Raw genomic sequence first — 22,479 nt, 5'->3', positions numbered from 1 at the left:
GGTCGTCAATCCCACCTTCGGGGTCGAAGTCTTACATCTGGTCTGAGGGGGTCCTGGGGGCGGGCCGGCCGTCATCTCGCGATGACGGCCGACCGAACCCTCGTCAGACCTCTTCGACGCTGCTCGGCTCGCGCCGGGACAGGTCGATACCGAGCTCCTCCGCGGCGCGGAACACGTCCTCGTCGGAGTCACGCATCTCGATGGACATGCCGTCCGAGGACAGCACCTCCACGTTCAGGCAGAGCGACTGCATCTCCTTGATGAGCACCTTGAAGGACTCGGGGATGCCGGGCTCGGGGATGTTCTCGCCCTTGACGATGGCCTCGTAGACCTTCACTCGGCCGAGAACGTCGTCGGACTTGATGGTGAGCAGTTCCTGGAGGGCGTAGGCGGCGCCGTACGCCTCCAGCGCCCACACCTCCATCTCACCGAAGCGCTGACCACCGAACTGTGCCTTACCACCCAGCGGCTGCTGCGTGATCATGGAGTACGGACCGGTCGAACGGGCGTGGAGCTTGTCGTCGACCAGGTGGTGCAGCTTGAGGATGTACATGTAGCCGATCGAGACCGGCATCGGGAAAGGCTCTCCCGAGCGGCCGTCGAACAGCCGGGCCTTGCCGGAGGAGCCGACCAGTCGGTCGCCGTCCCGGGTCAGCGTGGTGTGGTCGAGCAGACCGGTGATCTCGTCCTCGCGGGCGCCGTCGAAGACCGGGGTGGCGAGGTTGGTGCCACCGGTGGCCTTGTCCGCACCGATCTTCTGGAGTCGGCGGGCCCACTCCTCGGCGATCCCGGAGACGTCCCAGCCGGTCTTGGCGAGCCAGCCGAGGTGGGTCTCCAGTACCTGTCCCGGGTTCATCCGGGACGGGACACCGAGGGGGTTGAGCACGATGTCGACCGGGGTGCCGTCCTCGAGGAAGGGCATGTCCTCGACCGGAAGGATCTTGGAGATGACACCCTTGTTGCCGTGGCGGCCGGCCAGCTTGTCACCGTTGGTGATCTTGCGCTTCTGGGCCACGTAGACCCGGACCAGCTGGTTGACGCCGGGCGGCAGCTCGTCGCCCTCTTCGCGGTCGAAGACGCGGACGCCGATGATCTTGCCCTGCTCGCCGTGCGGCACCTTGAGCGAGGTGTCGCGGACCTCACGGGCCTTCTCGCCGAAGATGGCGCGCAGCAGGCGCTCCTCCGGGGTCAGCTCGGTCTCGCCCTTGGGGGTGACCTTGCCGACCAGGATGTCACCGGTGGTGACATCGGCGCCGATGCGGATGATGCCGCGCTCGTCGAGGTCCGCGAGGACCTCCTCGGAGACGTTCGGGATGTCCCGAGTGATCTCCTCCGGGCCCAGCTTGGTGTCACGGGCGTCGACCTCGTGCTCCTCGATGTGGATCGAGGAGAGGACGTCGTCCTGGACGAGGCGCTGCGACAGGATGATCGCGTCCTCGTAGTTGTGGCCCTCCCACGGCATGAACGCCACGAGCAGGTTCTTGCCGAGCGCCATCTCGCCCTGGTCCGTGCAGGGACCGTCGGCGAGCACCTGGCCCACCTCGATACGCGCGCCCTCGTCCACGATGACCTTCTGGTTGAAGGCCGTGCCCTGGTTGGAGCGGGTGAACTTGGCCACGCGGTACGTGGTGTAGGTGCCGTCGTCGTTGGCCACCGTGACGTAGTCGGCGGAGACCTCCTGGACCACACCGGCCTTCTCGGCGGCGATGACATCGGCGGCGTCGACCGCGGCGCGGTACTCCATGCCGGTGCCGACCAGCGGCGACTCGCTCTTCAGCAGCGGGACGGCCTGGCGCATCATGTTGGATCCCATGAGGGCGCGGTTGGCGTCGTCGTGCTCGAGGAACGGGATCATGGCGGTCGCGACCGACACCATCTGGCGCGGCGAGACGTCCATGTAGTCGATCTCGACACCGGGGATGTAGTCGATCTCGCCGCCACGGCGGCGGACCAGGACACGGCCCTCGGCGAAGTGGTTGTCATCGGTCAGCGGCGCGTTGGCCTGGGCGATGACGTACCGGTCCTCCTCGTCCGCGGTCAGGTAGTCGAGGTCGTCGGTGACGACACCCTCGACGACCTTGCGGTACGGGGTCTCCACGAAGCCGAAGGCGTTGACCCGGCCGTAGGAGGCGAGCGAGCCGATCAGACCGATGTTCGGGCCTTCCGGGGTCTCGATCGGGCACATCCGTCCGTAGTGGGACGGGTGCACGTCACGGACCTCGAAGCCGGCGCGCTCACGGGACAGACCACCCGGGCCCAGCGCGGACAGACGACGCTTGTGGGTCAGCCCCGACAGCGGGTTCGTCTGGTCCATGAACTGGGACAGCTGGCTGGTGCCGAAGAACTCCTTGATGGAGGCGACGACCGGGCGGATGTTGATCAGGGTCTGCGGCGTGATCGCCTCGACGTCCTGGGTGGTCATCCGCTCGCGCACCACGCGCTCCATACGGGCGAGACCCGTACGGACCTGGTTCTGGATCAGCTCGCCGACATTGCGGAGACGACGGTTGCCGAAGTGGTCGATGTCGTCGTCCTCGACCACGATGGTGTTGCCGTTGGGGGCGACCGTCTCGGTCTCCCCCGCGTGCAGCTGCACCAGGTACTTGATCGTCGCGAGGATGTCGTCGACCGTCAGCACGCCACCGTCAAGGGGCTCGACCACGCCGAGCTTCTTGTTGATCTTGTACCGACCGACCTTGGCCAGGTCGTAGCGCTTCGGGTTGAAGTAGAGGTTCTCCAACAGCGTCTGCGCGGCCTCCTTGGTCGGCGGCTCGCCCGGACGCAGCTTGCGGTAGATGTCGAGCAGCGCGTCGTCCTGGCCCTGGGTGTGGTCCTTCTCCAGGGTGGCGCGCATCGACTCGTACTGGCCGAACTCCTCCAGGATCTGCTCGGAGGTCCAGCCGAGTGCCTTCAGCAGCACGGTGACCGACTGCTTGCGCTTGCGGTCGATGCGGACACCGACCATGTCGCGCTTGTCGATCTCCAGCTCGAGCCAGGCACCACGGGAGGGGATGACCTTGGCGGAGTAGATGTCCTTGTCGGACGTCTTGTCCAGGGTGGTGTCGAAGTAGACGCCCGGGGAGCGCACCAGCTGCGAGACGACGACACGCTCGGTGCCGTTGATCACGAAGGTGCCCTTGTGGGTCATGAGCGGGAAGTCGCCCATGAAGACCGTCTGCGACTTGATCTCGCCGGTCTCGTTGTTGGTGAACTCGGCCGTGACGAAGAGCGGGGCCGCGAAGGTGAAGTCGCGGTCCTTGCACTCGTCGATCGAGTTCTTCGGGGGCTCGAAGCGGTGGTCGCGGAAAGTCAGCGACATCGAACCGGAGAAGTCCTCGATCGGGGAGATCTCCTCGAAGATCTCCTCCAGACCTGACTTCTGCGGGACGTCGTGTCCTTCCGCGAGCGACGCCTCGACCCTGGACTTCCACGCCTGGTTGCCGAGGAGCCAGTCGAAGCTCTCGGTCTGCAGGGCGAGGAGGTTGGGAACCTCGAGGGGCTCACGAATCTTCGCGAAGGAAATACGGAGCGGTGCGGTGGATGCGGAGTTGTTCGAGGCGTTGCGCGAGGCGGCCAAGAGGGGGTCCTTCCGAGGGCTCGGAGCTCACTACGCGCGTACCGGGCCCACCCGTCGCACGGGTAGCATCCGCGCCCTCACACGTGCCGCCGACCCGGAATCTCACCAGGTCAGTGCCAGTGCGCAAGCGGGGTGCCACCCCTGGTCGGGGTAGTGCGTACTCCGGGGGTCGAGTCACGGAGCAGCTAAAAGGCAGCGCAAAGGGACAGTGTAGCCAGACGGCACACTGCTGTCCAGTCCGGATTCGGAGACCGAATCGTCGAACTCCCTACCTCGCGGGTCCGCCCTCTCCGAGAGCGCCCCCTGGGGCGGTAACTGCCTACGGGGTGTATTCCCCACCGCACGTCGGTTCCATGCCTGCGGACCGAAGAATCATCGACCCCGCTGCCACGCTGCCGCGCCGTCCGAACCGTCCGGCGTGCACCTTCGCGTCCTGAGAATTGCGCGCCCGCTGCGGTTCGTCAAGGGCACGGCCCCGGCGAGATCCCCCGGGCCGCCCCGCGGACGGGGCTGCGGGCCGGACCGCGGGCCGGGACGCTCCGCCGGCGGCCGGGCCGGGCGACTGCCCTGGTGGGGTGGCCGACCGGCGACCGCTGCGTGGCTCCGGAGGTGACCCCGGATACGCCGTGGCGCCCGCTGCGGACAGGTCGTACCCGCAGCGACGACGATCACCATACTCGCCCTCGGCGGCGGAGGGGAGTACCTGGCGGACAGATGTGGCGAATCGTCATAGATCGGTCATAGAGCCCGAGTCATGGGAACGGGCGTCCGAGCGGACCGTCAAAGCCCTGGTGAGCCGGGCTGTGCCGGGCCCGCGCCGGGCAGCCGGGAACCCACTCCACCGGGCCCGCCGACGGCCCTGGAGCGGGAACGCAAAAGGCCGAGGCGGCCACCCTTTCGGGTGGCCGCCTCGGCCGAACGGCCCGCCGGAGCGGACCGTCAGTCAGTAACCGGAGTTACTTGACGGTGACGGAAGCGCCGGCAGCCTCGAGAGCAGCCTTGGCCTTCTCCGCAGCGTCCTTGGCAACCTTCTCCAGGACGGTGGCGGGGGTGCCGTCAACGAGGTCCTTCGCCTCCTTCAGGCCGAGCGAGGTGAGCGAACGCACCTCCTTGATGACCTGGATCTTCTTGTCACCGGCGGCGGTGAGGATGACGTCGAACTCGTCCTGCTCCTCAGCCTCTTCCGCGACGGCGGCAGCGCCGCCACCGGCGGCGACGGCGACCGGGGCGGCAGCCTTGACGTCGAACTTCTCCTCGAACGCCTTGACGAACTCGGAGAGCTCGATGAGGGTCAGGTCGGCGAACTGCGCGAGCAGCTCTTCCTGGGACAGCTTCGCCATGATGGCGTCCTTCCACTAAGTCGGCAGGTGCCGGATGTACGGAACGGCGGGCGTACGGGCCCGCTGCGAGGGGGTACTACTCCGCGGCGGGAGCAGCGTCCTCGACGGCGGGAGCCGGCGTACCGGCACCGCCCTGCTCGACCTTGGCCCGGAGCGCCTCCGCAGTGCGGACGAACTCCGTGAGCGGGGCCTGGAAGGTGGCGGCGGCCTTGGCCATCGACGCCTTCAGTCCACCCGCGAGCTTGGCGAGCAGCACCTCGCGGGACTCGAGGTCCGCGAGCTTCTTGATGTCATCAGCAGACAGCGCCTTACCGTCAAGGACACCGCCCTTGATGATGAGAGCCGGGTTCTCCTTGGCGAAGTCACGCAGAGCCTTCGCCGACTCCACCGGGTCACCGGCGACGAAGGCGACAGCCGTCGGACCCGCGAACAGGTCGTCGAGCTCAGAAATACCGGCCTGGTTGGCGGCAATCTTGGTCAGCGTGTTCTTCACCACGGCGTAATTGGCGTTGTCGCCGAGCGAGCGACGCAGCGTCTTCAGCTGCGCCACGGTCAGACCGCGGTACTCGGTCAGCACGGCCGCGTTGGAGTCACGGAACTTGTCCGTGAGCTCTGCGACGGCAGCAGCCTTGTCGGGCCTTGCCATAGGCTTACGCCTCCTTCCGTGATGTCGATGCTTGGCCGACCGTTGAGTCGACCTGCTATACCTCGACCGCCGGAAGAAAGTGTTCGGAAAAACAGGACAGCCCCGGCGCAGGCGCACGGGGCTTCAACATGCTCGACGGCCGACATGCCTGACGGCACACGTCCGGAGCGCGATCTTCCTCATCCATCCTGCGCGGGTCGTCCGCATCCTTCGCGGAGCCTTCGGTCACCAGGCCGACTCTTTGCAGAGCGGGCAGCGACAACCAGCGGTCTGTGGCTCCGGCTACGTTACGCGAACGGGCGGCCGAAGGGCAAATCGCCCACCGGCCGCCCGTCCCGCCGGTCGGTCAGCTGCTCCCGAGCAGGCTGGACGCGTCGAGGGTGTCGTCCGCCGGCGGAGCGGTGAAGGTGACCGCACCGGTGCTGTAGTCGGAGAAGTCGATGGTCGCGTTCTCGGTGCCGCTGGAGGTCGTCGCCGACATCGTCTCCCGGACCGGGAGGTTCTGGGCGCTGACCCAGAGGTCCACGGTCTCGGTCGTCATCCCCTCCTGGGAGGCCGACGTGAGCAGGCTCTTGAGCTGCGCGTCCTGCCCCACCATCTTGGCCGCCAGCGCCTTCAGGTCCACCGTGCCGCTGTAGTGGGTGGCCTGGACGCCGTCGACGGTGCCCTGGCCGACACGGGTCACCCCCGGGCTGGAGGTCAGCAGCTTGAGCTGGACCGCCGGGTTCTGGTTGCCGCTCTGGGTAGCCATCTCGGACAGCGCCTGACCGTCCTGGAGCGAGGACAGGTCGAGCTTCATCCAGTGCTTGCCCTGGAAGTCGGCGACGGCCGGGGTACCCATGTACAGGGTGGTGCCGGACATCATCACGATCATGGAGGTCGCCGGGCGGCCGTTCGCCGCCGGCATGTTCATCCCCATGGACATGGCCATCGGGTTCCAGCCGAACCGGCCCGACGAGGTCACGCTCTGGCCCGCGACCGACATGGTCATGGTCATCTTGACCGAGCTGTAGCTCTCGGTCTTGGCGGTGGCCAGCGAGAGCGCGTCCGCGACGGTGGACACCGCCGAGTTGGCGCTGCCGGCCGCCTGGCTCGCGGCCTTGGACGCGGCCGAACAGGCACTGAGCGCGGCCAGGCCGACGACGGCGGCTGCGGCGACGGAGATCGAACGGGTGTGGCGCATGTTGCATTCCCCCTGGGGCATGTAAGAAGACTTGCGAACAGGACGCTATACCCGTAGACGGACAGGCCGAAGGGCCGGTTCCCCCTTCCTTGCGGAGGGGGAACCGGCCCTTCGGAACGCGAGTACTGCCCAGCTGGTCTGATCAGGGATCAGATGTTCGCCGGGTCCTCCTCGACCATGAGGTTGCGCGTACGGCTCGGGTCCACCTGGATGCCGGGGCCGATCGTGGTGCTGAGCGCGATCTTCTTGATGTACCGGCCCTTGGAGGCGGACGGCTTGGCGCGGAGCACCTCGTCCAGGGCGGCGGCGTAGTTCTCGACGAGCTTCTCGTCGTCGAAGGAGACCTTGCCGATGATCAGGTGCAGGTTCGAGTGCTTGTCGACGCGGAACTCGATCTTGCCGCCCTTGATCTCGGTCACGGCCTTGGCCACGTCCGGGGTCACGGTGCCGGTCTTCGGGTTCGGCATCAGGCCACGCGGGCCGAGCACGCGGCCCAGACGGCCGACCTTGCCCATGAGGTCCGGGGTGGACACGACGGCGTCGAAGTCCAGCCGGCCCTTGGCGACCTCGTCGATGAGCTCGTCGGCGCCGACGATGTCGGCGCCCGCAGCACGTGCGGCCTCGGCGCGGTCACCGGTCGCGAAGACCAGGACCCGGGCGGTCTTGCCGGTGCCGTGCGGGAGGTTCACGGTGCTGCGGACCATCTGGTCGGCCTTGCGCGGGTCGACACCCAGACGCATGGCGACCTCGACGGTGCCGTCGAACTTCGTGGTGGAGGTCTCCTTGGCGAGGCGGATGGCCTCGAGAGGGGCGTAGAGACGGTCGCGGTCGACCTTGGCCGCCGCGGCGTTCAGAGCCTTGCTGCGCTTCACTGCTGCTCCTGTGGATTCAAGACTGGGAGTTGTGGTGGCTGCGGGCCGCGCTCGGCCCTACCACGGTGCTGCTCTGACCGAACTGACGCGGACGTCAGCCCTCGATGGTGATGCCCATCGAACGGGCGGTGCCAGCGATGATCTTGTCGGCCTCGTCCAGCGAGTTGGCGTTGAGGTCGGGCAGCTTGGTCGTCGCGATCTCGCGGACCTGGGCAGCCGTGAGCTTGGCGACCTTGGTCTTGTGCGGCTCGCTGGAGCCCTTCTCGATGCCCGCGGCCTTGAGGATCAGGCGCGCGGCCGGCGGGGTCTTGGTGATGAAGGTGAAGGAACGGTCGTCGTAGACCGTGATCTCCACCGGCACGACCATGCCGCGCTGCGACTCGGTCTGGGCGTTGTAGGCCTTGCAGAACTCCATGATGTTGACGCCGTGCTGGCCCAGCGCGGGGCCGACGGGCGGCGCGGGGTTGGCCGCGCCCGCCTTGATCTGGAGCTTGATCAGCCCAGTGATCTTCTTCTTCTTGGGAGGCATGTTCTCTCTCCGGGTCAGTACGAGAGGTGTTCCCGACCGGCGGGCGGAAGCGCACCGGCGGGGCCTTGGATGTCTGCTGCGCCGCCCGGCCTCACGGCCCGGCTCTGCGCACACATCGAATCAGGATAGCCCGAAAGAGCCGCGATCCTAAATCAGTGATCGTCCCCGCCCCCGACGGGCCGCTCGGCGGGCGGCTCGCACCGGCCGAACCGGCCCGGACGCGGCAGGGCCCCGGACCGGTTGGACGGTACGGGGCCCTGCTGCGGAAGCTGTCGCGCCGGTCGTGCCCGGCCCGGTCGTGCTCGACTCAGTCGTTCTTGGTGATCTGGTCGAAGGAGAGCTCGACCGGGGTCTCCCGGCCGAAGATCTCGACCAGGCCCTTGACCTTCTTGGAGTCCGGGTTGATCTCGTTGATCGTCGCCTGGAGCGTGGCGAACGGACCGTCGGTGACCGTGACCGAGTCGCCGACCTCGAAGTCCAGCACCTGGATGTCGGCCGGGCGGACCTGCGAGGGGCGGCCGGCCTCCTTCGCGGCGGCGCGCTCGACGTCGGGGGCGAGCATCTTGACGACCTCGTCCAGCGTCAGCGGGTACGGGTCGTAGGCGTTGCCGACGAAGCCGGTGACACCGGGGGTGTTCCGGACGACGCCCCAGGACTCGTTCGTCAGGTCCATGCGCACCAGCACGTAGCCGGGGAGCTTGTTCTGACGGATGGTCTTGCGGTCGCCGTTCTTGATCTGGACGACCTCTTCCTGGGGCACCTCGGCCTGGTAGATGTAGTCCTCGACGTTGAGCGAGACGGCGCGCTGCTCCAGGTTGGACTTCACGCGGTTCTCGTAGCCGGCGTAGGTGTGGATGACGTACCACTCGCCGGGGGCCAGCCGCAGTTCCTCGCGGAACGCGGCGACCGGGTCGATCTCGACGCCGTCTTCCTCGGTGACCTCGGCGTCGGCCTCCTCGAAGGCCTCGACGGCGGCGGACTCCTCGTCGTCGACCACGGTCAGCGCCGCCTCTTCGGCGGACTCGCCGTCGGCCTCGTCGGCAGCCTCGACCTCGTCCTCGTCAGCGTCGGCGTCATCGACGATCTGCTCGGCGGAGTCGTCGGCCTCGGCCCACGCAGACGCGTCCTGCTCCGCAGCGTCGTCGGCCGATTCCACGGCCTCGACGACCTCGGGGGCTTCAGCGTCGTCGTACGGGTGGGACTCAGACACGTTGGCTGCTTCTTCCTGGAGATGAAGGGTGGGACGGTACCTGACCGTCCACAGGGAGAAGCAGGGCTTGGCTGCGGACGGCTCGGATACTCAACGATACCGACTCCACGGTAGCGGAGCGTCCGGACAGTGATGTCCTGGATGTCCTGTGTGGATGTCCTGTGAGGATCGGGCGCGGTCCGCGCAGGCCGGTGTCAGCCGAAGACGAGCTTGGCCAGCTCGGCGAAGCCGGTGTCCAGACCGTAGACGATGGCCATGATCACCAGAACGAAGACGATGACCGTCGTCGTGTAGGTGGTGAGGTCATTGCGGCTCGGCCAGACGACCTTGCGGAGCTCGGCGATGATCTGACGGTAGAAGAGGCCGGTGCGCGCAAAGACGTTCTTGCGGTTCGGGTCCTTCTGCTTCTTCCCGCCCTTGCCGGCGGCCTTGTTGGCACGCTTGCGATCGCGGCGCGAGAGGCCCTCGCCCTGTTCGCCCTCCGCGCTACCACGATCAGGTGTCGCGGTGGAGCCCACGGTCTCCGTCACTCGTTCCTCACCTGAAGATCGGGTACCAGTCGAGTGTTCGCAGTGATTGCGATCTCGTGTAACACACTGCTGGACGGTACCGCCTGTCGCGCATTTGCAACAGGGCGGACAGCAGGGCCGGAGGGACTTGAACCCCCAACCGCCGGTTTTGGAGACCGGTGCTCTACCAATTGAGCTACGACCCTTTGGACTCCGGTCGCCCGGAGTCACAGGACCCAACCTACCGCATACGGGCCCCCGCACGGTGAGTGCGACGCCCCGCGGCCGCAGCCCGGGTCCATCGAGGCTTGAGTGTAGGGGGTGGAACGGGGATTGGTCGAATGGGTTGCCGATCAGTGGTTCGGCCCGGCGTGGCGGTCCCCGCTGCTGGGGCCCGCCACGGCCGTCTCGGCGCGGCGGCCGGATGGCGAAACGCCGATGCCCGCCGGTGGCGGTGTCTGGAACGATGAGGTCATGAGCGCTGCATCTCCCACCCCTGCATCTGCCACCCCCGACTCCAGCATCCGTCCGGCCGACCGGCGGGTCTCGGCCCGCATCGGCGCCATCGCGGAGTCCGCGACCCTCGCCGTGGACGCCAAGGCCAAGGCCCTCAAGGCGGCCGGCCGCCCGGTGATCGGCTTCGGCGCCGGCGAGCCGGACTTCCCCACCCCCGGCTACATCGTGGACGCGGCCGCGGACGCCTGCCGCGACCCGAAGAACCACCGGTACACCCCGGCCGGCGGGCTGCCCGAGCTGAAGGCCGCCATCGCCGCGAAGACGCTGCGGGACTCCGGCTGGGCGGTCGACGCCGCGCAGGTCCTGGTGACCAACGGTGGCAAGCAGGCCATCTACGAGGCCTTCGCCGCGATCCTGGACCCGGGTGACGAGGTCATCGTCCCGGCCCCGTACTGGACCACCTACCCCGAGTCGATCCGGCTCGCGGGCGGCGTGCCGGTCGAGGTCGTCGCCGACGAGACCACCGGCTACAAGGTGTCCGTGGCGCAGCTGGAGGCCGCTCGCACCGAGTCCACCAAGGTGCTGCTGTTCGTCTCGCCCTCCAACCCGACCGGCTCGGTGTACACCGCCGCCGAGGTCGAGGAGATCGGCCGCTGGGCCGCCGGGCACGGGCTGTGGGTGCTCACCGACGAGATCTACGAGCACCTGGTCTACGGGGACGCGCAGTTCGTCTCGCTCCCGGTCGTCGTGCCGGAGCTGGCCGACAAGTGCATCGTCGTCAACGGCGTGGCCAAGACCTACGCCATGACCGGCTGGCGGGTCGGGTGGGTGATCGGCCCGCTGGACGTCATCAAGGCGGCGACCAACCTCCAGTCCCACGCCACCTCGAACGTCAGCAACGTCGCCCAGATCGCGGCGCTGGCGGCGGTCTCCGGCGACCTCTCCGCGGTGGACGAGATGAAGGCGGCCTTCGACCGCCGTCGGCGGACCATCGTGCGGATGCTGAACGAGATCCCCGGCGTGTTCTGCCCGGAGCCCGAGGGCGCGTTCTACGTCTACCCCTCGGTGAAGGGGCTGCTGGGCAAGGAGATCCGCGGCCGCCGTCCGCAGACCTCGGCCGAGCTGGCCGGTCTGATCCTGGACGAGGTCGAGGTCGCGGTGGTGCCGGGCGAGGCCTTCGGCACCCCGGGTTACCTGCGGCTCTCCTACGCGCTGGGCGACCACGACCTGGTCGAGGGCGTCACCCGGCTGCAGAAGCTGCTGGGCGAGGCGCAGGACTGAGCGCGCTCCCGGCGGCACGGACGCCGACGGAGCGCGGGCGCGGACCCGCGGCACGGCTTCGGCCGGGCCGCGGGTCCGCTGCCTTCCCGGTCGCTCCCCCGGTCCGCGAACCGGCTGTTCTTTCACCCGATCGAGCGGCTCGACCTGGATGTTTTCCGCCGTCAGGCCGAATAGGCGAAGATCTGCGGATGGAACAGGTATCTGCCGCCGCTGCCGACCCCGAACCCCGTGACGTCCGCCTGCTGCCCAAGGCGCACCTGCACCTGCACTTCACCGGCTCCATGCGTCCGGCGACGCTGCTGGAGCTCGCCGACAGGCACGGAGTGCACCTGCCGGAGGCGCTGGGCGCGCACGCCCTGGGAGCGGGCGAGCCGCCCAAGCTCCGGGCGACCGACGAACGCGGCTGGTTCCGCTTCCAGCGGCTCTACGACATGGCGCGCTCGGTGCTGCGCGACGAGGAGGACATCCGCCGGCTGGTGCTGGAGACCGCGCAGGACGAGCGGTCCGAGGGCAGCGGCTGGCTGGAGATCCAGGTCGACCCCACCTCCTACGCCCCCCGGCTGGGCGGTCTGATCCCCACCCTGGAGATCATCCTCGGCGCGGTCGACGACGCCTCCCGGGCGACCGGCGTCGGGATCCGGGTGCTGGTCGCGGCCAACCGGATGAAGCATCCGCTGGACGCCCGCACCCTGGCCCGGCTGGCGGTCCGCTACGCGGACCGGGGCGTGGTCGGCTTCGGCCTGTCCAACGACGAACGGCGGGGCCTGGCCCGGGACTTCGACCGGGCGTTCGCCATCGCCAGGGAGGGCGGGCTGCTGGCCGCCCCGCACGGCGGCGAGCTGGCCGGCCCGTCCAGCGTCCGGGACTGCCTGGACGACCTGGGCGCCGGCCGGATCGGGCACGGGGTGCGGGCGGCGGAGGACCCGCGGCTGATGCAGCGGCTGGCGGACCGTCAGATCACCTGCGAGATCTGCCCGGCTTCCAATGTCGCCCTGGGCGTCTACGAGAAGCCCGAGGACGTCCCGCTGCGGAAGCTGTTCGACGCCGGGGTACCGCTGGCGCTGGGCGCCGACGACCCGCTGCTGTTCGGCTCGCGGCTGGTCGCGCAGTACGAACTGGCGCGCGAGGTCCACGGGTTCAGCGACGCCGAGGTGGCCGAGCTGGCCCGGCAGTCGGTGCGCGGGTCCTGCGCGCCGGAGGACGTCCGGCTGCGGATGCTGGCCGGGGTGGACGCCTGGCTGGTGTCCTGACGGCGCTCCCGGAGCCCGGAGCGCCGCGCAGGCCGGTCAGAGCTCGACGCCGACCAGCACCGGCTCGTTGACCAGGGTCACCGCGAAGGCCGCGTGGACGCCGTCGCGCACCTCGCGGGCCAGCGCCAGCAGGTCGGCGGTGGTCGCCCCGCCCCGGTTGGTCAGCGCCAGGGTGTGCTTGCCGGAGAGCCGGGCCGGGCCGCTGCCGTAGCCCTTGCCGAAGCCGGCCCGCTCGATCAGCCAGGCGGCCGAGGTCTTGGTGCTCCCGTCCGCACCGGGGTAGGCCGGGGGCGCGGTCTCCGGGCCCAGCCGGTCGTGCACCCGGTCGAGGAAGGCCGCGTACTGCTCCGCCCCCAGGACCGGGTTGGTGAAGAAGGAGCCCGCCGACCAGGTGTCGTGGTCCTCCGGGTCCAGCACCATGCCCTTGCCGGCCCGCAGCTCCAGCACCGCCTCCCGGGCGGCGCGCAGCTCGGTCCGCTCGCCCTGGCCGGCACCCAGGCTCCGGGCCAGCTCGGCGTACCGGACCGGGGTGGAGCGGCCGTCCGTGTCCTCCAGCGCGAAGCGGACCCGCAGCACCACGTAGCGGTCGGGGTCGGCCTTGAAGGCGCTGTGCCGGTAGGAGAAGCCGCAGTCGGCATTGGACAGGGTCACCGTCTCGCGCGCGCGGCGGTCGTAGGCGACCACCTCGGCGATGCTGGTCGCCACCTCCTGGCCGTAGGCGCCGACGTTCTGCACCGGGGTCGCCCCGACCGATCCGGGGATACCGGCCAGGAACTCGATCCCGGCGAGCCCGTGCTTCAGCACCGTCTCGGCGACCAGGTCGGTCCAGACCTCGCCGGCCGCTACGTCCAGGACCGTGCCGTCCAGGCTGCTGCCGGTGGTGGCGATCCGCAGGGCGGTCCCGGCGAAGCCCTGGTCGCCGATGACCAGGTTGCTGCCGCCGCCGATCACCAAGAGCGGTTCGCCGGCCGCGTCGGCGGCCCGGACCGTGGCCACGATCTCGGCGTCGGTGGTCGCGGTGACCAGCCGCCGGGCGGGGCCGCCGAGGCGGAAGGTGGTCAGCGGGGCGAGGGGGGCGTCCTGGAGTTCCTGCACGGGCCAAGACTAAGGGAGGACGCCGCCGCGCCCGGCCCGTCCCCGGGGAGCGGGACGGAACGGACGCGGCGGGGCGGGGCGGGACGGGCGCGGCGGGGCGGGCGGGACGGGACGGGACGGGCGCGGGTGCCGTGGCGCGGGTCAGACCACCGGGGAGAGCACGGGGGCCTGCTCCGCCGCACTCCCGGCGGCGGCCCGGGTACGCCGGTAGCGGGGGATGACCAGGGCGGCGACGGCCGCGGCGGCGATGGAGGCGGTGCCCACCCAGAGCGCCGGGGTGAGGCCGTCGGCGAAGGCCTTCGGGTCGGCGTAGCTGCCGTGGGCGGTGAAGACCGCGCTCAGCACCGCCACCCCGAGCGCCCCGCCGACCTCGCGGAGGGAGTTGTTGGCCCCGGAGGCGATGCCCTGCTCCTCCGGCGCGACCGAGCCCATCAGCACCGTGGCGACCGGCGAGAAGAACAGCGCCATGCCCACGCCCGACATGATCAGTGCCGGGATCTGCGCGTCGTAGCTCACATGCGCCGAGACGATCAGGGCGAACCAGGCCAGCCCGCCGGCCTGGAGGGCGAGCCCGGTGGCGATGATCACCCGTCCGCCGATCCGGTTGATCAGCAGCCCGGCGAGCGGCGCCACCAGCATCGGCATCGCCGTCCAGGGCAGCATCCGGACGCCGGCCTCCATCGGGCTGTAGCCCTGGGCGTTCTGGAGGAACTGGCTGAGCAGGAAGATGGCGCCGAACATGCCCAGCGACATCAGCATCGAGGCGCTGTTGACGGCGGCGAAGGTGCGGTTGCGGAACAGCCGCAGCGGCAGCAGCGGAGCGGGGGCGCGCAGTTCCCAGAGGACGAAGCCGACCAGCAGGGCGCCACCGGCCACCAGTCCGGTGAGCACCGTCGGACTGCTCCAGCCGTCGGCGTTGCCCCGGATCAGGGCGAAGACGATGCCGAAGAGGCCGGCGCTGGCCAGGGCGGTGCCGGGGACGTCGAGCCGGCTGTTGGGGCCGTGGCTCTCGGTCAGCCGCAGCCGGGCGAGCGGGATCAGGGCCAGGCCGATCGGCACGTTCACCGCGAAGATCCACTGCCAGGAGAGGTGTTCGACCAGGGTGCCGCCGATCAGCGGGCCCAGTGCGACGGCCATGCCGTTGACCGCGCCCCAGGCGCCGAAGACCGCGCCGCGCCTGGCGGCCGGGACGGCGGCGGTGAGCAGGGTCAGGCTGACCGGGGTGAGCAGGGCCGCGCCGACGCCCTGGGCGGCACGGGCCGCGATCAGCGCGTCGATGTTCGGCGCGAGCGAGGCGGCGAGGGAGGAGAGGGTGAACAGGGTGAGGCCGAGGGTGAAGATCCGGCGACGGCCGAAGCGGTCGCCGAGGGCCGCGCCGAGCATCAGCAGCACGGCGAAGGTCAGGGTGTAGGCGTTCACCGTCCATTCCAGGTCGGTGATGCCGCCGCCCAGATGGGCGCGGATGGAGGGCAGGGCGGTGGTGACGACCAGGTTGTCCAGCGCGGCCATGAAGCCGGCGGTGCTGGTGATCACGAAGGCCCAGACGGTTGGGTTTCCCTTGCGCATGATCGGTTCCCTTGGATGAGCCCCCCGGCTGGGGGGAACCTATGAGTTAGTAATTGATCAATAACTTTGACGGGCCGAAAAGCACCCGGCAGAACACCCCGACCCCGGGGCGGCCCCGCCGAGTCAGCAGCCGGACTCGAAGTCGAAGGTCTTCCAGAGCCGGTGCTCCGGCGAGAAGCCCATCGCGACCAGCGCGTTGATCAACATGCCCTGGGCGAAGAAGTCCCGGGCCTCTTCCTGGGTCATCCCCGCCTGGGCGGTGACGGCGTCCCAGAGCTCGGTCCACATCGCCCGTACGGACTCGCCGACCTCGGTGTCCCCGGCAGCCTCGGCGGCGGCCGTGGACACGTACATCTGCATCTGCATCATCAGCCGACTGCGGTCGGCGATCAGGTCCATGTAGGCCAGACCCATGGCCTCACGGGCCGGCTCGCCCTCCAGGCCGTCGGCGGCGGCGACGAAGGCCTCGCGGACGTCCTGCATGCACCGCCGGGCGGCGGCCTCGAACAGGGCCCGCTTGCTGGGGAAGAGCCGGAAGAGGTAGGGCTGGGAGACGCCGACCCGATTGGCGATCGACTGGGTGGTGGTGCCGTTGTAGCCACGCTCGGCAAATTCGATCATGGAGGCGCGGATGACGCTCTCGCGGCGTTCCTCCGCCGACATCCTCATGCTGCCCTTTGCCATGCCTCAAAGTTAGTGACTGATTACTAACCATGTCAAGGGCCGTCCGGGGGAACCCCGGACGGCCTCTGCTCGGGCCGGTGGACCGCTCGGTCCGGCCGGACCGGTCAGGCCAGCTGGACCACGGCCCGGGACATGCCCAGGACCTTCTCGCCACCGCTGGTCGCCAGCAGGTCCACCCGCACCCGGCGGTCGTCCAGCTTGGCCGCGACCTTGGCGGTGACCTCGATGACCGCGCCGACGCCGTCGTTCGGGACCACGACCGGCTTGGTGAAGCGCACGCCGTACTCGACCACCGCGCCCGGGTCGCCGAGCCAGTCGGTGACCACCCGGATCGCCTCGGCCATGGTGAACATGCCGTGGCCGATGACGTTCGGCAGGCCGACCGAGGTGGCGAAGGCCTCGTTCCAGTGGATCGGGTTGAAGTCCCCCGAGGCCCCGGCGTACTGGACCAGGGTCGCCCGGGTCACCGGAAAGGACTGGGACGGCAGTTCGGTGCCGACCTCGACCGTGTCGTAGTTCACATTCGCGGACATGCTCACTCCCCCTCGGCGGCGCGGGCCACCAGCATCATGTGGGCGGTGACCACATGCTCACCGCTCTCCTCGTGCACCTCGCCGCGCACGGTCAGCACGTCGTTGCCGGCCAGCGACTTGATCGAGTCGATGACGCAGGTGACGGTCAGCCGGTCGCCGGACCGGACCGGGCGGGTGTAGCGGAAGCGCTGGTCGCCGTGGACGACCCGGGAGAAGTCCAGGCCGAGCTCCGGGTCGTTGACCACCTGGGCGGCGGCCCGGTAGGTCAGCAGGAACGGGAAGGTCGGCGGGGCGATCACGTCGGAGTGGCCGAGCGCCTTGGCGGCGTCCGGGTCCGTGTACGCCGGGTTGGCGTCGCCGACGGCCTCGGCGAACTCGCGGATCTTCTCGCGCCCCACCTCGTAGGGCGCGGTGGGCGGGTACGTCCGCCCGATGAAGGAGGGGTCGAGCGGCATGGACTGGCTCCTCGTGAATCCTCGTGGGAAAAACGACGAAGGCCGTCCCCACGGATGGGGACGGCCTTCGCCGATGAGCTGGTCGCGAACACCGGCCCTGCGTCGGAACGCAGTGGTCAGCGAGTCTCGCGGTGCGCGGTGTGCGAGTTGCAACGCGGGCAGTGCTTCTTCATCTCAAGACGGTCCGGGTCGTTACGCCGGTTCTTCTTGGTGATGTAGTTCCGCTCCTTGCACTCCACGCAGGCCAGCGTGATCTTCGGGCGGACATCAGTGGCGGCCACAGGAGTGCCTTCCTCGAACAGACAACGTTATGAACACAGACAAGAGTAGCCGACTGGGCGGGTTACCCGACAATCGGCTACAGGACGTGGTAGCGGTGACCGGACTTGAACCGGTGACACAGCGATTATGAGCCGCTTGCTCTACCAACTGAGCTACACCGCCACGACGATCGAGTTCCCCGCCGAAGCGGGGAACCCTCTCATCCGAGCCCCCATGCGGAATCGAACCGCAGACCTTCTCCTTACCATGGAGACGCTCTACCGACTGAGCTATAGGGGCTGGCCGAGGAAGACATTACACGGTCCCTGGCCGATCCGTGAAATCCATTCCGGCGGCACCCGCAGCGCGGCCGGGAGCTGCCGCCGGGTCACCCCGGATGCCCAGGACCCCAGTTCAGCGCCGCTGCGGACTCCCCCCAACCGATACGACTTTTGGGCTCCTCCCCATCGTCCCCACGCGCCTCCCCGGTCCACCCCCGGGACCGCCCTAGGCTCCCCTGCACGTGGGGAGCGGCCCTGCGGCGGGAAGGAGCGGCGCATGTCTGGCGACGCGCGCCGCAGCGAGCAGGACCCACCCGCCGGACCGACACTGCTGCTCTACGGCGGGCGGCTGCCGGACGGCCGGGCCGTGGACATCCGGATCGGCGCCGGGCGGATCGAGGAGATCGGGCCGGCCGGCCGGCTCAGCGCCCCCGAGCGGCTGGACCTCAGCGGCTATCTGCTGCTGCCGGCCCCGGTCGAGCCGCACGCCCACCTGGACGAGGCCTTCGCCACCACCCGGCCCGGGCCGGAGGGCGGGGACTCCGGGGCGGCGGAGACGGTCGAGGCGGCACAGCGGCGGATCACCGAGGCCGCGCTCAGCGGGCTCGGCTACGGGGCGACCGTCCAGCGGACCCATGTCCGCATCGGCGAGGGCTACGGACTGCGTCGGCTGGAGGCCGCCCTGCAGGCGGCCAGGGCGCTGCGCGGACTGGCCGAGCTCCAGGTCGTGGCCCGGGCCGGACCGCTGAGCAGCGCGGCCGGTGCGGCCGGGGCCGAGGGCCGGGCCCTGCTGGCCGAGGCCGTCGCCATGGGCGCCCACGCGATCGGCGGCTGCCCGGAGCTGGACCCGGACCCGGTCGGATTCGTGCGGACGGCAGCAGCCGTGGCCGAGGGGAGCGAACTGGCGCTCGACCTCCACACCGATGCCGCCACTCCGCACGGGCTCGCACGCCTGGTCGAGGCGCTGGACGGGCTCCCGCGCTCCGGAGTGAACCTCGGCCCGTGCGCCGCCCTCGGGCTGCTGCGCGACGACGACCTGCTCCGGACGCTCGACCTCCTGGCCGGCTCCGGGCTCACCGTCACCTGCCTCCCGCAGGGCAACCGCTGCGTCGGCCTGCCCCCGGCGGCGGGCGGCCCCCGGACGCCGTCCCCGCCGCTGCCGCCGGTCCGGCTGCTCCGGGCGGCCGGGGTGGTGGTGGCGGCCGGCAGCGGCGGGCTGCGGGACCGGGCCAATCCGGTCGGCCGGGCGGACCCGCTGGAATCGGCGTTCCTGCTGGCCGCCGCCGGTGAACTGGACCCGGCCGACGCCTACGACGCGGTCAGCTCGGCGGCCAGGGCCGTCCTCGGGCTGCCGCCGGTCCGCCTGGTGGCGGGCTCCCCCGCCGACCTGCTCGCCGTCCGCGGCGAGCACCTGCCCGGGGTGCTGTCCGGCGGTCACAGCCGGGTGGTGCTGCATGCCGGCCGGGTGGTCAGCCGCACCAGCGCGGTCCGGGAGTACGCGGACCCGATCGCCCCCGCCGTGCCGCGCCAGGGCCGGAGCGGCCCCGCCGGGCCTCCCGCCGGGCCTCCCGCCGGGCCTCCCGCCGGGCCGCCTGTCGGGCCTTCCACCGGACCCACCAACGGACCCTCCAACGGGCCCTCCAACGGGCCGGGGTGAGCGTTCAGCCCTCCAGCGTGCGCCAGTAGTGGACGAGCAGTTCACCCCAGTCGTCCACCCGGACCCGTCCGCTGCGGCGGAAGCCCATCGCCTTGTAGAGGCGGTTGGCCCGCAGGTTGTCGGCGTGGGTCCAGAGCTGGGCCCGCCGGTAGCCGTGCTCCGCCGCCCGGAGCAGCATCTGCTCGACCAGCAGCCGTCCGATGTGCTGCCCCCAGCGATCGGGGGCGACGCTGAGCAGGCAGACGTGCACCAGCCCGGGCACCGCCGGACCCAGGCCGTCCCGGTCGAGGCCCTGGACCCCGAGGATGGTCCCGACGACGGGCGGGCGCGCGCCGTCCGGCGCGCCTTCCGGACAGGGGTCGTGGGCGAGCAGCAGCAGCGCCCCGGGGACGGACATCCGCTGGTACGCCGAGGCTATGTGGGCTTCCGGCAGCGGCCTGCCGTTGCGCCGGATCACATGCGACGACTTCCAGAGGTCCACGGCCGCCTCGGCGTCCGCCGGTACCGCCTCACGCACTTCCACCGCTTCGCCCATCGGCGTCCCCGATCTCCTCCACCGCGTCGGCGCGTCGCCCCGAAGCCCTCTGCGCTCCCCGCTCGTCCGACCGCGTCCCGCTGCCACGGGATCGCTTCGCTTTCTACCACGCGCCGCCAACAGCCGGTACGGCCCGATCCGCCCCGGCGACCGCGTTCTGACGCGGTGGCAGACCGCCGCCTCCGCCGTCACCGCCCGGGGCGGCAGCACCTCGGTCTCCGAGGACGCCCGGGGGCGGCGCGCTCAGAGGTGCTTGCCGAGCCACTCAGTGATCACCGGCATCACCTCGGGCAGCTTGGAGGCCGCGACGTGGCCGGTGTCCGGCACCAGCCGGACCTCGGTGTCGCGACGCCCGGTGAACAGCAGCGTGTCCTGCTGCGGGACATGGATGTCGTCGGCCCCGTTGACCACCAGCATCGGCGCGTTGGCCTCCGGCTCCAGCAGTGCGGTGAGCGGGAAGTCGGCCATCGCCCGGCCCAGTTCGGCCGTCGTGGGCCGACGGTCCAGGCCGAGGGCGTTGCCGAAGATGTCGGCCATGCCGAACGTCAGCCGCCCGGCGTTCTCCTCGGCGAACCCGAACCGCACCGGCCCGCCCAGGACCACGGCGGCGTCGACCTCGCCCGCCAGTCCGGAGTGCGCGGCGTAGTAGCCGCCCATGGAGAAGCCGAAGTGGCCGACCCGGCCGTCGCCGATGGCGCGGGCCTCGGCGATGAGGCCGCGGACGATCTCGATTCCGCCGTCGGCGGTCATCGGCACGGCCGACTCCCCGGTCCCGGCGTGGTCGAAGGCCATCACCCGGACCCCGGTCCGCAGCACCAGCTCCACCAGCAGCGGGTGGAGGTCCATCTTCCAGGTGTCCACCCCGCCGCTGGCGATCAGCACCGGACCGCCGGGCGCGCCCAGCAGGTGCACCGGGACCGGAGTGGTCCCGCCCCGGTACGGCACCTCCAGCACCCGGCGCTCGAAGGGCACCGGGAATCCGGGCGCAGCCAGCCGGTACTGCTCGGTCTGCCTGGTCAGCGCGGTCCGCTTGGCCGAGTCGGCCAGCACCGGGAACTTGGCCCACCCGTAGGCCAGGACGGCCAGGTCGTGCCGCCCCCCGGCGGCGTACCGGGAGGCCAGGGCCGACCACTCGTGCACCCAGCCACCGGGCTGGTCCGGCCACATCTCGGCCACCGCGCCGCGGACCGCGTCCACGTCCGCCACCGGCAGGCCCAGGGTGAGCATCTGCGGGTAGCGCTCCTCGAACAGGTCCTTCGGGTCCATCAGCCACTGGTAGGACATCGTCGGCTCCTCTCGCCGTCCGCAAGTCTCGCCGGAGGGGCGCACCCGGCGGGAGGACCCGGCGCGCCGTCGTCCGGACCGAACGCGCCACGCCCTCGGCCACGCCCTCGGCCCGGCGGGGCCGGCTGGCCCGGCGTCATCCGGCCGCGTGCGCCCAGCGGTGCAGCGCGCGGCGCAGGGCCCGGGCGTCGGAGTAGCCGAGCCGGTCGGCCGTCGCCGACCGGTCAAGCCCGGACCGCAGCAGCCGCTCGGCCTGCTCGCGGCGCACCGCGTCCAGCTCCTCGCGCCAGCTGGTGCCCTCCTCCTCCAGCCTTCGCTGGAGCGTGCGCTGACTCATCGTCATGCGCCGGGCGACGGTGGCCACCGACAGCTCCCGGTCCGTCAGTCCTTCGACGAGGAGCTGTCGGAACCCGTCGCGCCACTGCGGAGCGCGTGGGGACGGAGCGGCCGCGGCGATCGAATCCGCATGTGCCCGCAGGATCCGCGCGAGGGCCGGATCCGCTCCCGGCAGCGGGCGTTCGAGGTCGGCCCTGGCGAAGGTCATCGTGGTCCGCTCCTGCCGGAAGTCGACCCGGTCGGTCCCGAAGGCCGCGGCCAGCTCCCGGCCGTGGCGCGGCGGGGCGGCGGCGAAGCCGACCCGTAACGGGGAGAGGTCCGCGCCGAGGTCGGACCGGGCCCGGCGGAGCAGCGTCGCGAGCGCGAACTGGCTGGCCACTGCGTCGACTTCGGGGAAGGACGTGCGCACCTGGTAGCGGAGGGTGACCGGCCCGTCCGCCTCCTCGACCAGGTCGACGTCATTGGCCCCGGCGCTGTCGCTGACGACGTGGGCGTAGCGGACGGCGAGGGCGAGCCCGTCGCCCAGGGTGGCCGCCGTGCCGAAGAGGTAGTCGTGCAGTTGGAGGCTGCCACGGCTCCACTGCTCGGACACGTGGAGGCCGAGCAGCGGGTCGTCCAGCTCGGCCAGCCCGAGCCGCCAGAGCCTCGACAGCAGGTCCGTGGACTCCCGGGCGTCCTCGTCCCCGTCCTCGTCCTCGTCCTCGTCGGCGGCGGTCGGCGGCCCGGAGCCGACCTGCAGGGACAGGGCCTCGGCGGTGACGCCGAGCCGGTGGAGGCCGTTGCGGACGAACCGGAGGGTGCCGGAGGGAACCGTGCCGGAGCCGGGTGGCGGAACCTCGTTCGGCGGCATCGCTGCTCCCGGCCGCCACTCGGTCCGGCCCTACCGCAGTGCGGCCACGCTGCGGCCGGGCGCCCGCCCCCGGGCGAACGGTCGCCCTC

General features: G+C 70.7%; 20 protein-coding genes and 3 tRNA genes. 3 read left to right on the top strand and 20 right to left on the bottom strand.

The window, feature by feature from the left end; all coding sequences use genetic code 11:
* Window positions 1-103: 103 nt before the first annotated feature.
* The 9 genes from rpoB to BS75_RS24535 all read right to left on the bottom strand — a co-directional run bounded on the left by rpoB (window position 104) and on the right by BS75_RS24535 (window position 10,072).
* A complete protein-coding gene (rpoB, locus tag BS75_RS24575) occupies window positions 104-3,577 on the bottom strand; it encodes a DNA-directed RNA polymerase subunit beta (RefSeq protein WP_034089797.1) in 3,474 nt (1,157 codons plus the stop codon).
* A gap of 956 nt (window positions 3,578-4,533) precedes the next feature.
* Window positions 4,534-4,917, bottom strand: a complete 384-nt coding sequence (rplL, locus tag BS75_RS24570) for a 50S ribosomal protein L7/L12 (RefSeq protein WP_034089796.1) — start codon at window positions 4,915-4,917, stop codon at window positions 4,534-4,536.
* Window positions 4,918-4,993: 76 nt separating this feature from the next.
* Complete coding sequence (rplJ, locus tag BS75_RS24565; RefSeq protein WP_034089795.1) at window positions 4,994-5,563, bottom strand: 50S ribosomal protein L10; 570 nt, start codon at window positions 5,561-5,563, stop codon at window positions 4,994-4,996.
* Window positions 5,564-5,909: 346 nt separating this feature from the next.
* Window positions 5,910-6,746: a LolA-like protein gene (locus BS75_RS24560; protein ID WP_034089794.1), complete on the bottom strand. Its 837-nt coding sequence runs from the start codon at window positions 6,744-6,746 to the stop codon at window positions 5,910-5,912.
* A 149-nt stretch (window positions 6,747-6,895) separates the two neighbouring features.
* Window positions 6,896-7,618 (bottom strand): 50S ribosomal protein L1, encoded by a 723-nt coding sequence (gene rplA / locus BS75_RS24555; RefSeq protein ID WP_034089793.1) that lies wholly within the window; start codon window positions 7,616-7,618, stop codon window positions 6,896-6,898.
* Window positions 7,619-7,712: 94 nt separating this feature from the next.
* On the bottom strand, window positions 7,713-8,147 hold the full coding sequence (gene rplK / locus BS75_RS24550; protein WP_034089792.1) for a 50S ribosomal protein L11: 435 nt from the start codon (window positions 8,145-8,147) through the stop codon (window positions 7,713-7,715).
* A gap of 307 nt (window positions 8,148-8,454) precedes the next feature.
* Window positions 8,455-9,357, bottom strand: coding sequence for a transcription termination/antitermination protein NusG (gene nusG, locus BS75_RS24545; RefSeq protein ID WP_174515033.1), 903 nt, complete (start codon window positions 9,355-9,357; stop codon window positions 8,455-8,457).
* A gap of 194 nt (window positions 9,358-9,551) precedes the next feature.
* Window positions 9,552-9,887, bottom strand: a complete 336-nt coding sequence (gene secE, locus BS75_RS24540; protein WP_034089791.1) for a preprotein translocase subunit SecE — start codon at window positions 9,885-9,887, stop codon at window positions 9,552-9,554.
* A 112-nt stretch (window positions 9,888-9,999) separates the two neighbouring features.
* A tRNA-Trp gene (locus tag BS75_RS24535) sits at window positions 10,000-10,072 on the bottom strand.
* A 268-nt stretch (window positions 10,073-10,340) separates the two neighbouring features.
* Here BS75_RS24535 and BS75_RS24530 point away from each other — a divergent pair.
* Both BS75_RS24530 and BS75_RS24525 read left to right on the top strand, forming a co-directional pair.
* Complete coding sequence (locus BS75_RS24530) at window positions 10,341-11,603, top strand: pyridoxal phosphate-dependent aminotransferase (protein WP_042437274.1); 1,263 nt, start codon at window positions 10,341-10,343, stop codon at window positions 11,601-11,603.
* A 188-nt stretch (window positions 11,604-11,791) separates the two neighbouring features.
* On the top strand, window positions 11,792-12,853 hold the full coding sequence (locus BS75_RS24525) for an adenosine deaminase (RefSeq protein ID WP_034089790.1): 1,062 nt from the start codon (window positions 11,792-11,794) through the stop codon (window positions 12,851-12,853).
* A gap of 36 nt (window positions 12,854-12,889) precedes the next feature.
* Here the strand turns inward: BS75_RS24525 and BS75_RS24520 are convergent, their stop codons facing one another.
* The 8 genes from BS75_RS24520 to BS75_RS24485 all read right to left on the bottom strand — a co-directional run bounded on the left by BS75_RS24520 (window position 12,890) and on the right by BS75_RS24485 (window position 17,747).
* Window positions 12,890-13,948 (bottom strand): UDP-N-acetylmuramate dehydrogenase, encoded by a 1,059-nt coding sequence (locus BS75_RS24520; protein ID WP_034089789.1) that lies wholly within the window; start codon window positions 13,946-13,948, stop codon window positions 12,890-12,892.
* 141 nt (window positions 13,949-14,089) lie between these two features.
* The gene (locus BS75_RS24515) at window positions 14,090-15,514 is read right to left on the bottom strand and encodes a DHA2 family efflux MFS transporter permease subunit (RefSeq protein WP_034089788.1); all 1,425 of its coding nucleotides are present in this window, start codon (window positions 15,512-15,514) and stop codon (window positions 14,090-14,092) included.
* Between the two features lie 123 nt (window positions 15,515-15,637).
* Window positions 15,638-16,198, bottom strand: coding sequence for a TetR/AcrR family transcriptional regulator (locus BS75_RS24510; RefSeq protein WP_231607885.1), 561 nt, complete (start codon window positions 16,196-16,198; stop codon window positions 15,638-15,640).
* A gap of 104 nt (window positions 16,199-16,302) precedes the next feature.
* A complete protein-coding gene (locus BS75_RS24505; RefSeq protein ID WP_034089786.1) occupies window positions 16,303-16,731 on the bottom strand; it encodes a MaoC family dehydratase in 429 nt (142 codons plus the stop codon).
* A gap of 2 nt (window positions 16,732-16,733) precedes the next feature.
* On the bottom strand, window positions 16,734-17,186 hold the full coding sequence (locus BS75_RS24500; protein WP_034089785.1) for a MaoC family dehydratase N-terminal domain-containing protein: 453 nt from the start codon (window positions 17,184-17,186) through the stop codon (window positions 16,734-16,736).
* Window positions 17,187-17,302: 116 nt separating this feature from the next.
* Entirely contained in the window at window positions 17,303-17,467 is a 165-nt protein-coding gene (gene rpmG, locus BS75_RS24495; RefSeq protein WP_006604855.1) for a 50S ribosomal protein L33, read from the bottom strand.
* A gap of 87 nt (window positions 17,468-17,554) precedes the next feature.
* A tRNA-Met gene (locus tag BS75_RS24490) sits at window positions 17,555-17,630 on the bottom strand.
* A gap of 44 nt (window positions 17,631-17,674) precedes the next feature.
* A tRNA-Thr gene (locus tag BS75_RS24485) sits at window positions 17,675-17,747 on the bottom strand.
* A 258-nt stretch (window positions 17,748-18,005) separates the two neighbouring features.
* Here BS75_RS24485 and BS75_RS24480 point away from each other — a divergent pair.
* Window positions 18,006-19,385 carry an amidohydrolase family protein gene (locus BS75_RS24480; RefSeq protein ID WP_042437249.1) on the top strand — a complete coding sequence of 460 codons (1,380 nt, stop codon included), beginning with the start codon at window positions 18,006-18,008 and terminating at the stop codon, window positions 19,383-19,385.
* Window positions 19,386-19,389: 4 nt separating this feature from the next.
* On the opposite strand, the gene BS75_RS24475 is transcribed toward BS75_RS24480, so the two are convergent.
* From BS75_RS24475 to BS75_RS24465, 3 genes are all read right to left on the bottom strand, one after another.
* The gene (locus BS75_RS24475) at window positions 19,390-19,920 is read right to left on the bottom strand and encodes a GNAT family N-acetyltransferase (protein WP_034089784.1); all 531 of its coding nucleotides are present in this window, start codon (window positions 19,918-19,920) and stop codon (window positions 19,390-19,392) included.
* Window positions 19,921-20,163: 243 nt separating this feature from the next.
* On the bottom strand, window positions 20,164-21,204 hold the full coding sequence (locus BS75_RS24470; protein WP_034089783.1) for an alpha/beta hydrolase family protein: 1,041 nt from the start codon (window positions 21,202-21,204) through the stop codon (window positions 20,164-20,166).
* 136 nt (window positions 21,205-21,340) lie between these two features.
* Window positions 21,341-22,390, bottom strand: a complete 1,050-nt coding sequence (locus BS75_RS24465) for an AraC family transcriptional regulator (protein WP_052069668.1) — start codon at window positions 22,388-22,390, stop codon at window positions 21,341-21,343.
* Window positions 22,391-22,479: the final 89 nt, after the last annotated feature.

Origin of the sequence: Streptacidiphilus albus JL83 (assembly GCF_000744705.1) — a bacterium.
Lineage (GTDB): Bacteria > Actinomycetota > Actinomycetes > Streptomycetales > Streptomycetaceae > Streptacidiphilus > Streptacidiphilus albus.
This window is presented reverse-complemented; position numbering and strand designations above follow the sequence as displayed.

What these genes read in the sequence shown, in the direction of transcription:
- rplL (WP_034089796.1), bottom strand. Translation starts at nt 4,917, where the DNA reads ATGGCGAAGCTGTCCCAGGAAGAGCTGCTCGCGCAGTTCGCCGACCTG.
- BS75_RS24525 (WP_034089790.1), top strand. Translation starts at nt 11,792, where the DNA reads ATGGAACAGGTATCTGCCGCCGCTGCCGACCCCGAACCCCGTGACGTC.
- BS75_RS24465 (WP_052069668.1), bottom strand. Translation starts at nt 22,390, where the DNA reads ATGCCGCCGAACGAGGTTCCGCCACCCGGCTCCGGCACGGTTCCCTCC.
- BS75_RS24510 (WP_231607885.1), bottom strand. Translation starts at nt 16,198, where the DNA reads ATGGCAAAGGGCAGCATGAGGATGTCGGCGGAGGAACGCCGCGAGAGC.
- BS75_RS24470 (WP_034089783.1), bottom strand. Translation starts at nt 21,204, where the DNA reads ATGTCCTACCAGTGGCTGATGGACCCGAAGGACCTGTTCGAGGAGCGC.
- BS75_RS24475 (WP_034089784.1), bottom strand. Translation starts at nt 19,920, where the DNA reads ATGGGCGAAGCGGTGGAAGTGCGTGAGGCGGTACCGGCGGACGCCGAG.
- BS75_RS24560 (WP_034089794.1), bottom strand. Translation starts at nt 6,746, where the DNA reads ATGCGCCACACCCGTTCGATCTCCGTCGCCGCAGCCGCCGTCGTCGGC.
- BS75_RS24480 (WP_042437249.1), top strand. Translation starts at nt 18,006, where the DNA reads ATGTCTGGCGACGCGCGCCGCAGCGAGCAGGACCCACCCGCCGGACCG.
- BS75_RS24515 (WP_034089788.1), bottom strand. Translation starts at nt 15,514, where the DNA reads ATGCGCAAGGGAAACCCAACCGTCTGGGCCTTCGTGATCACCAGCACC.
- BS75_RS24505 (WP_034089786.1), bottom strand. Translation starts at nt 16,731, where the DNA reads ATGTCCGCGAATGTGAACTACGACACGGTCGAGGTCGGCACCGAACTG.
- BS75_RS24500 (WP_034089785.1), bottom strand. Translation starts at nt 17,186, where the DNA reads ATGCCGCTCGACCCCTCCTTCATCGGGCGGACGTACCCGCCCACCGCG.
- rplJ (WP_034089795.1), bottom strand. Translation starts at nt 5,563, where the DNA reads ATGGCAAGGCCCGACAAGGCTGCTGCCGTCGCAGAGCTCACGGACAAG.
- BS75_RS24530 (WP_042437274.1), top strand. Translation starts at nt 10,341, where the DNA reads ATGAGCGCTGCATCTCCCACCCCTGCATCTGCCACCCCCGACTCCAGC.
- rplK (WP_034089792.1), bottom strand. Translation starts at nt 8,147, where the DNA reads ATGCCTCCCAAGAAGAAGAAGATCACTGGGCTGATCAAGCTCCAGATC.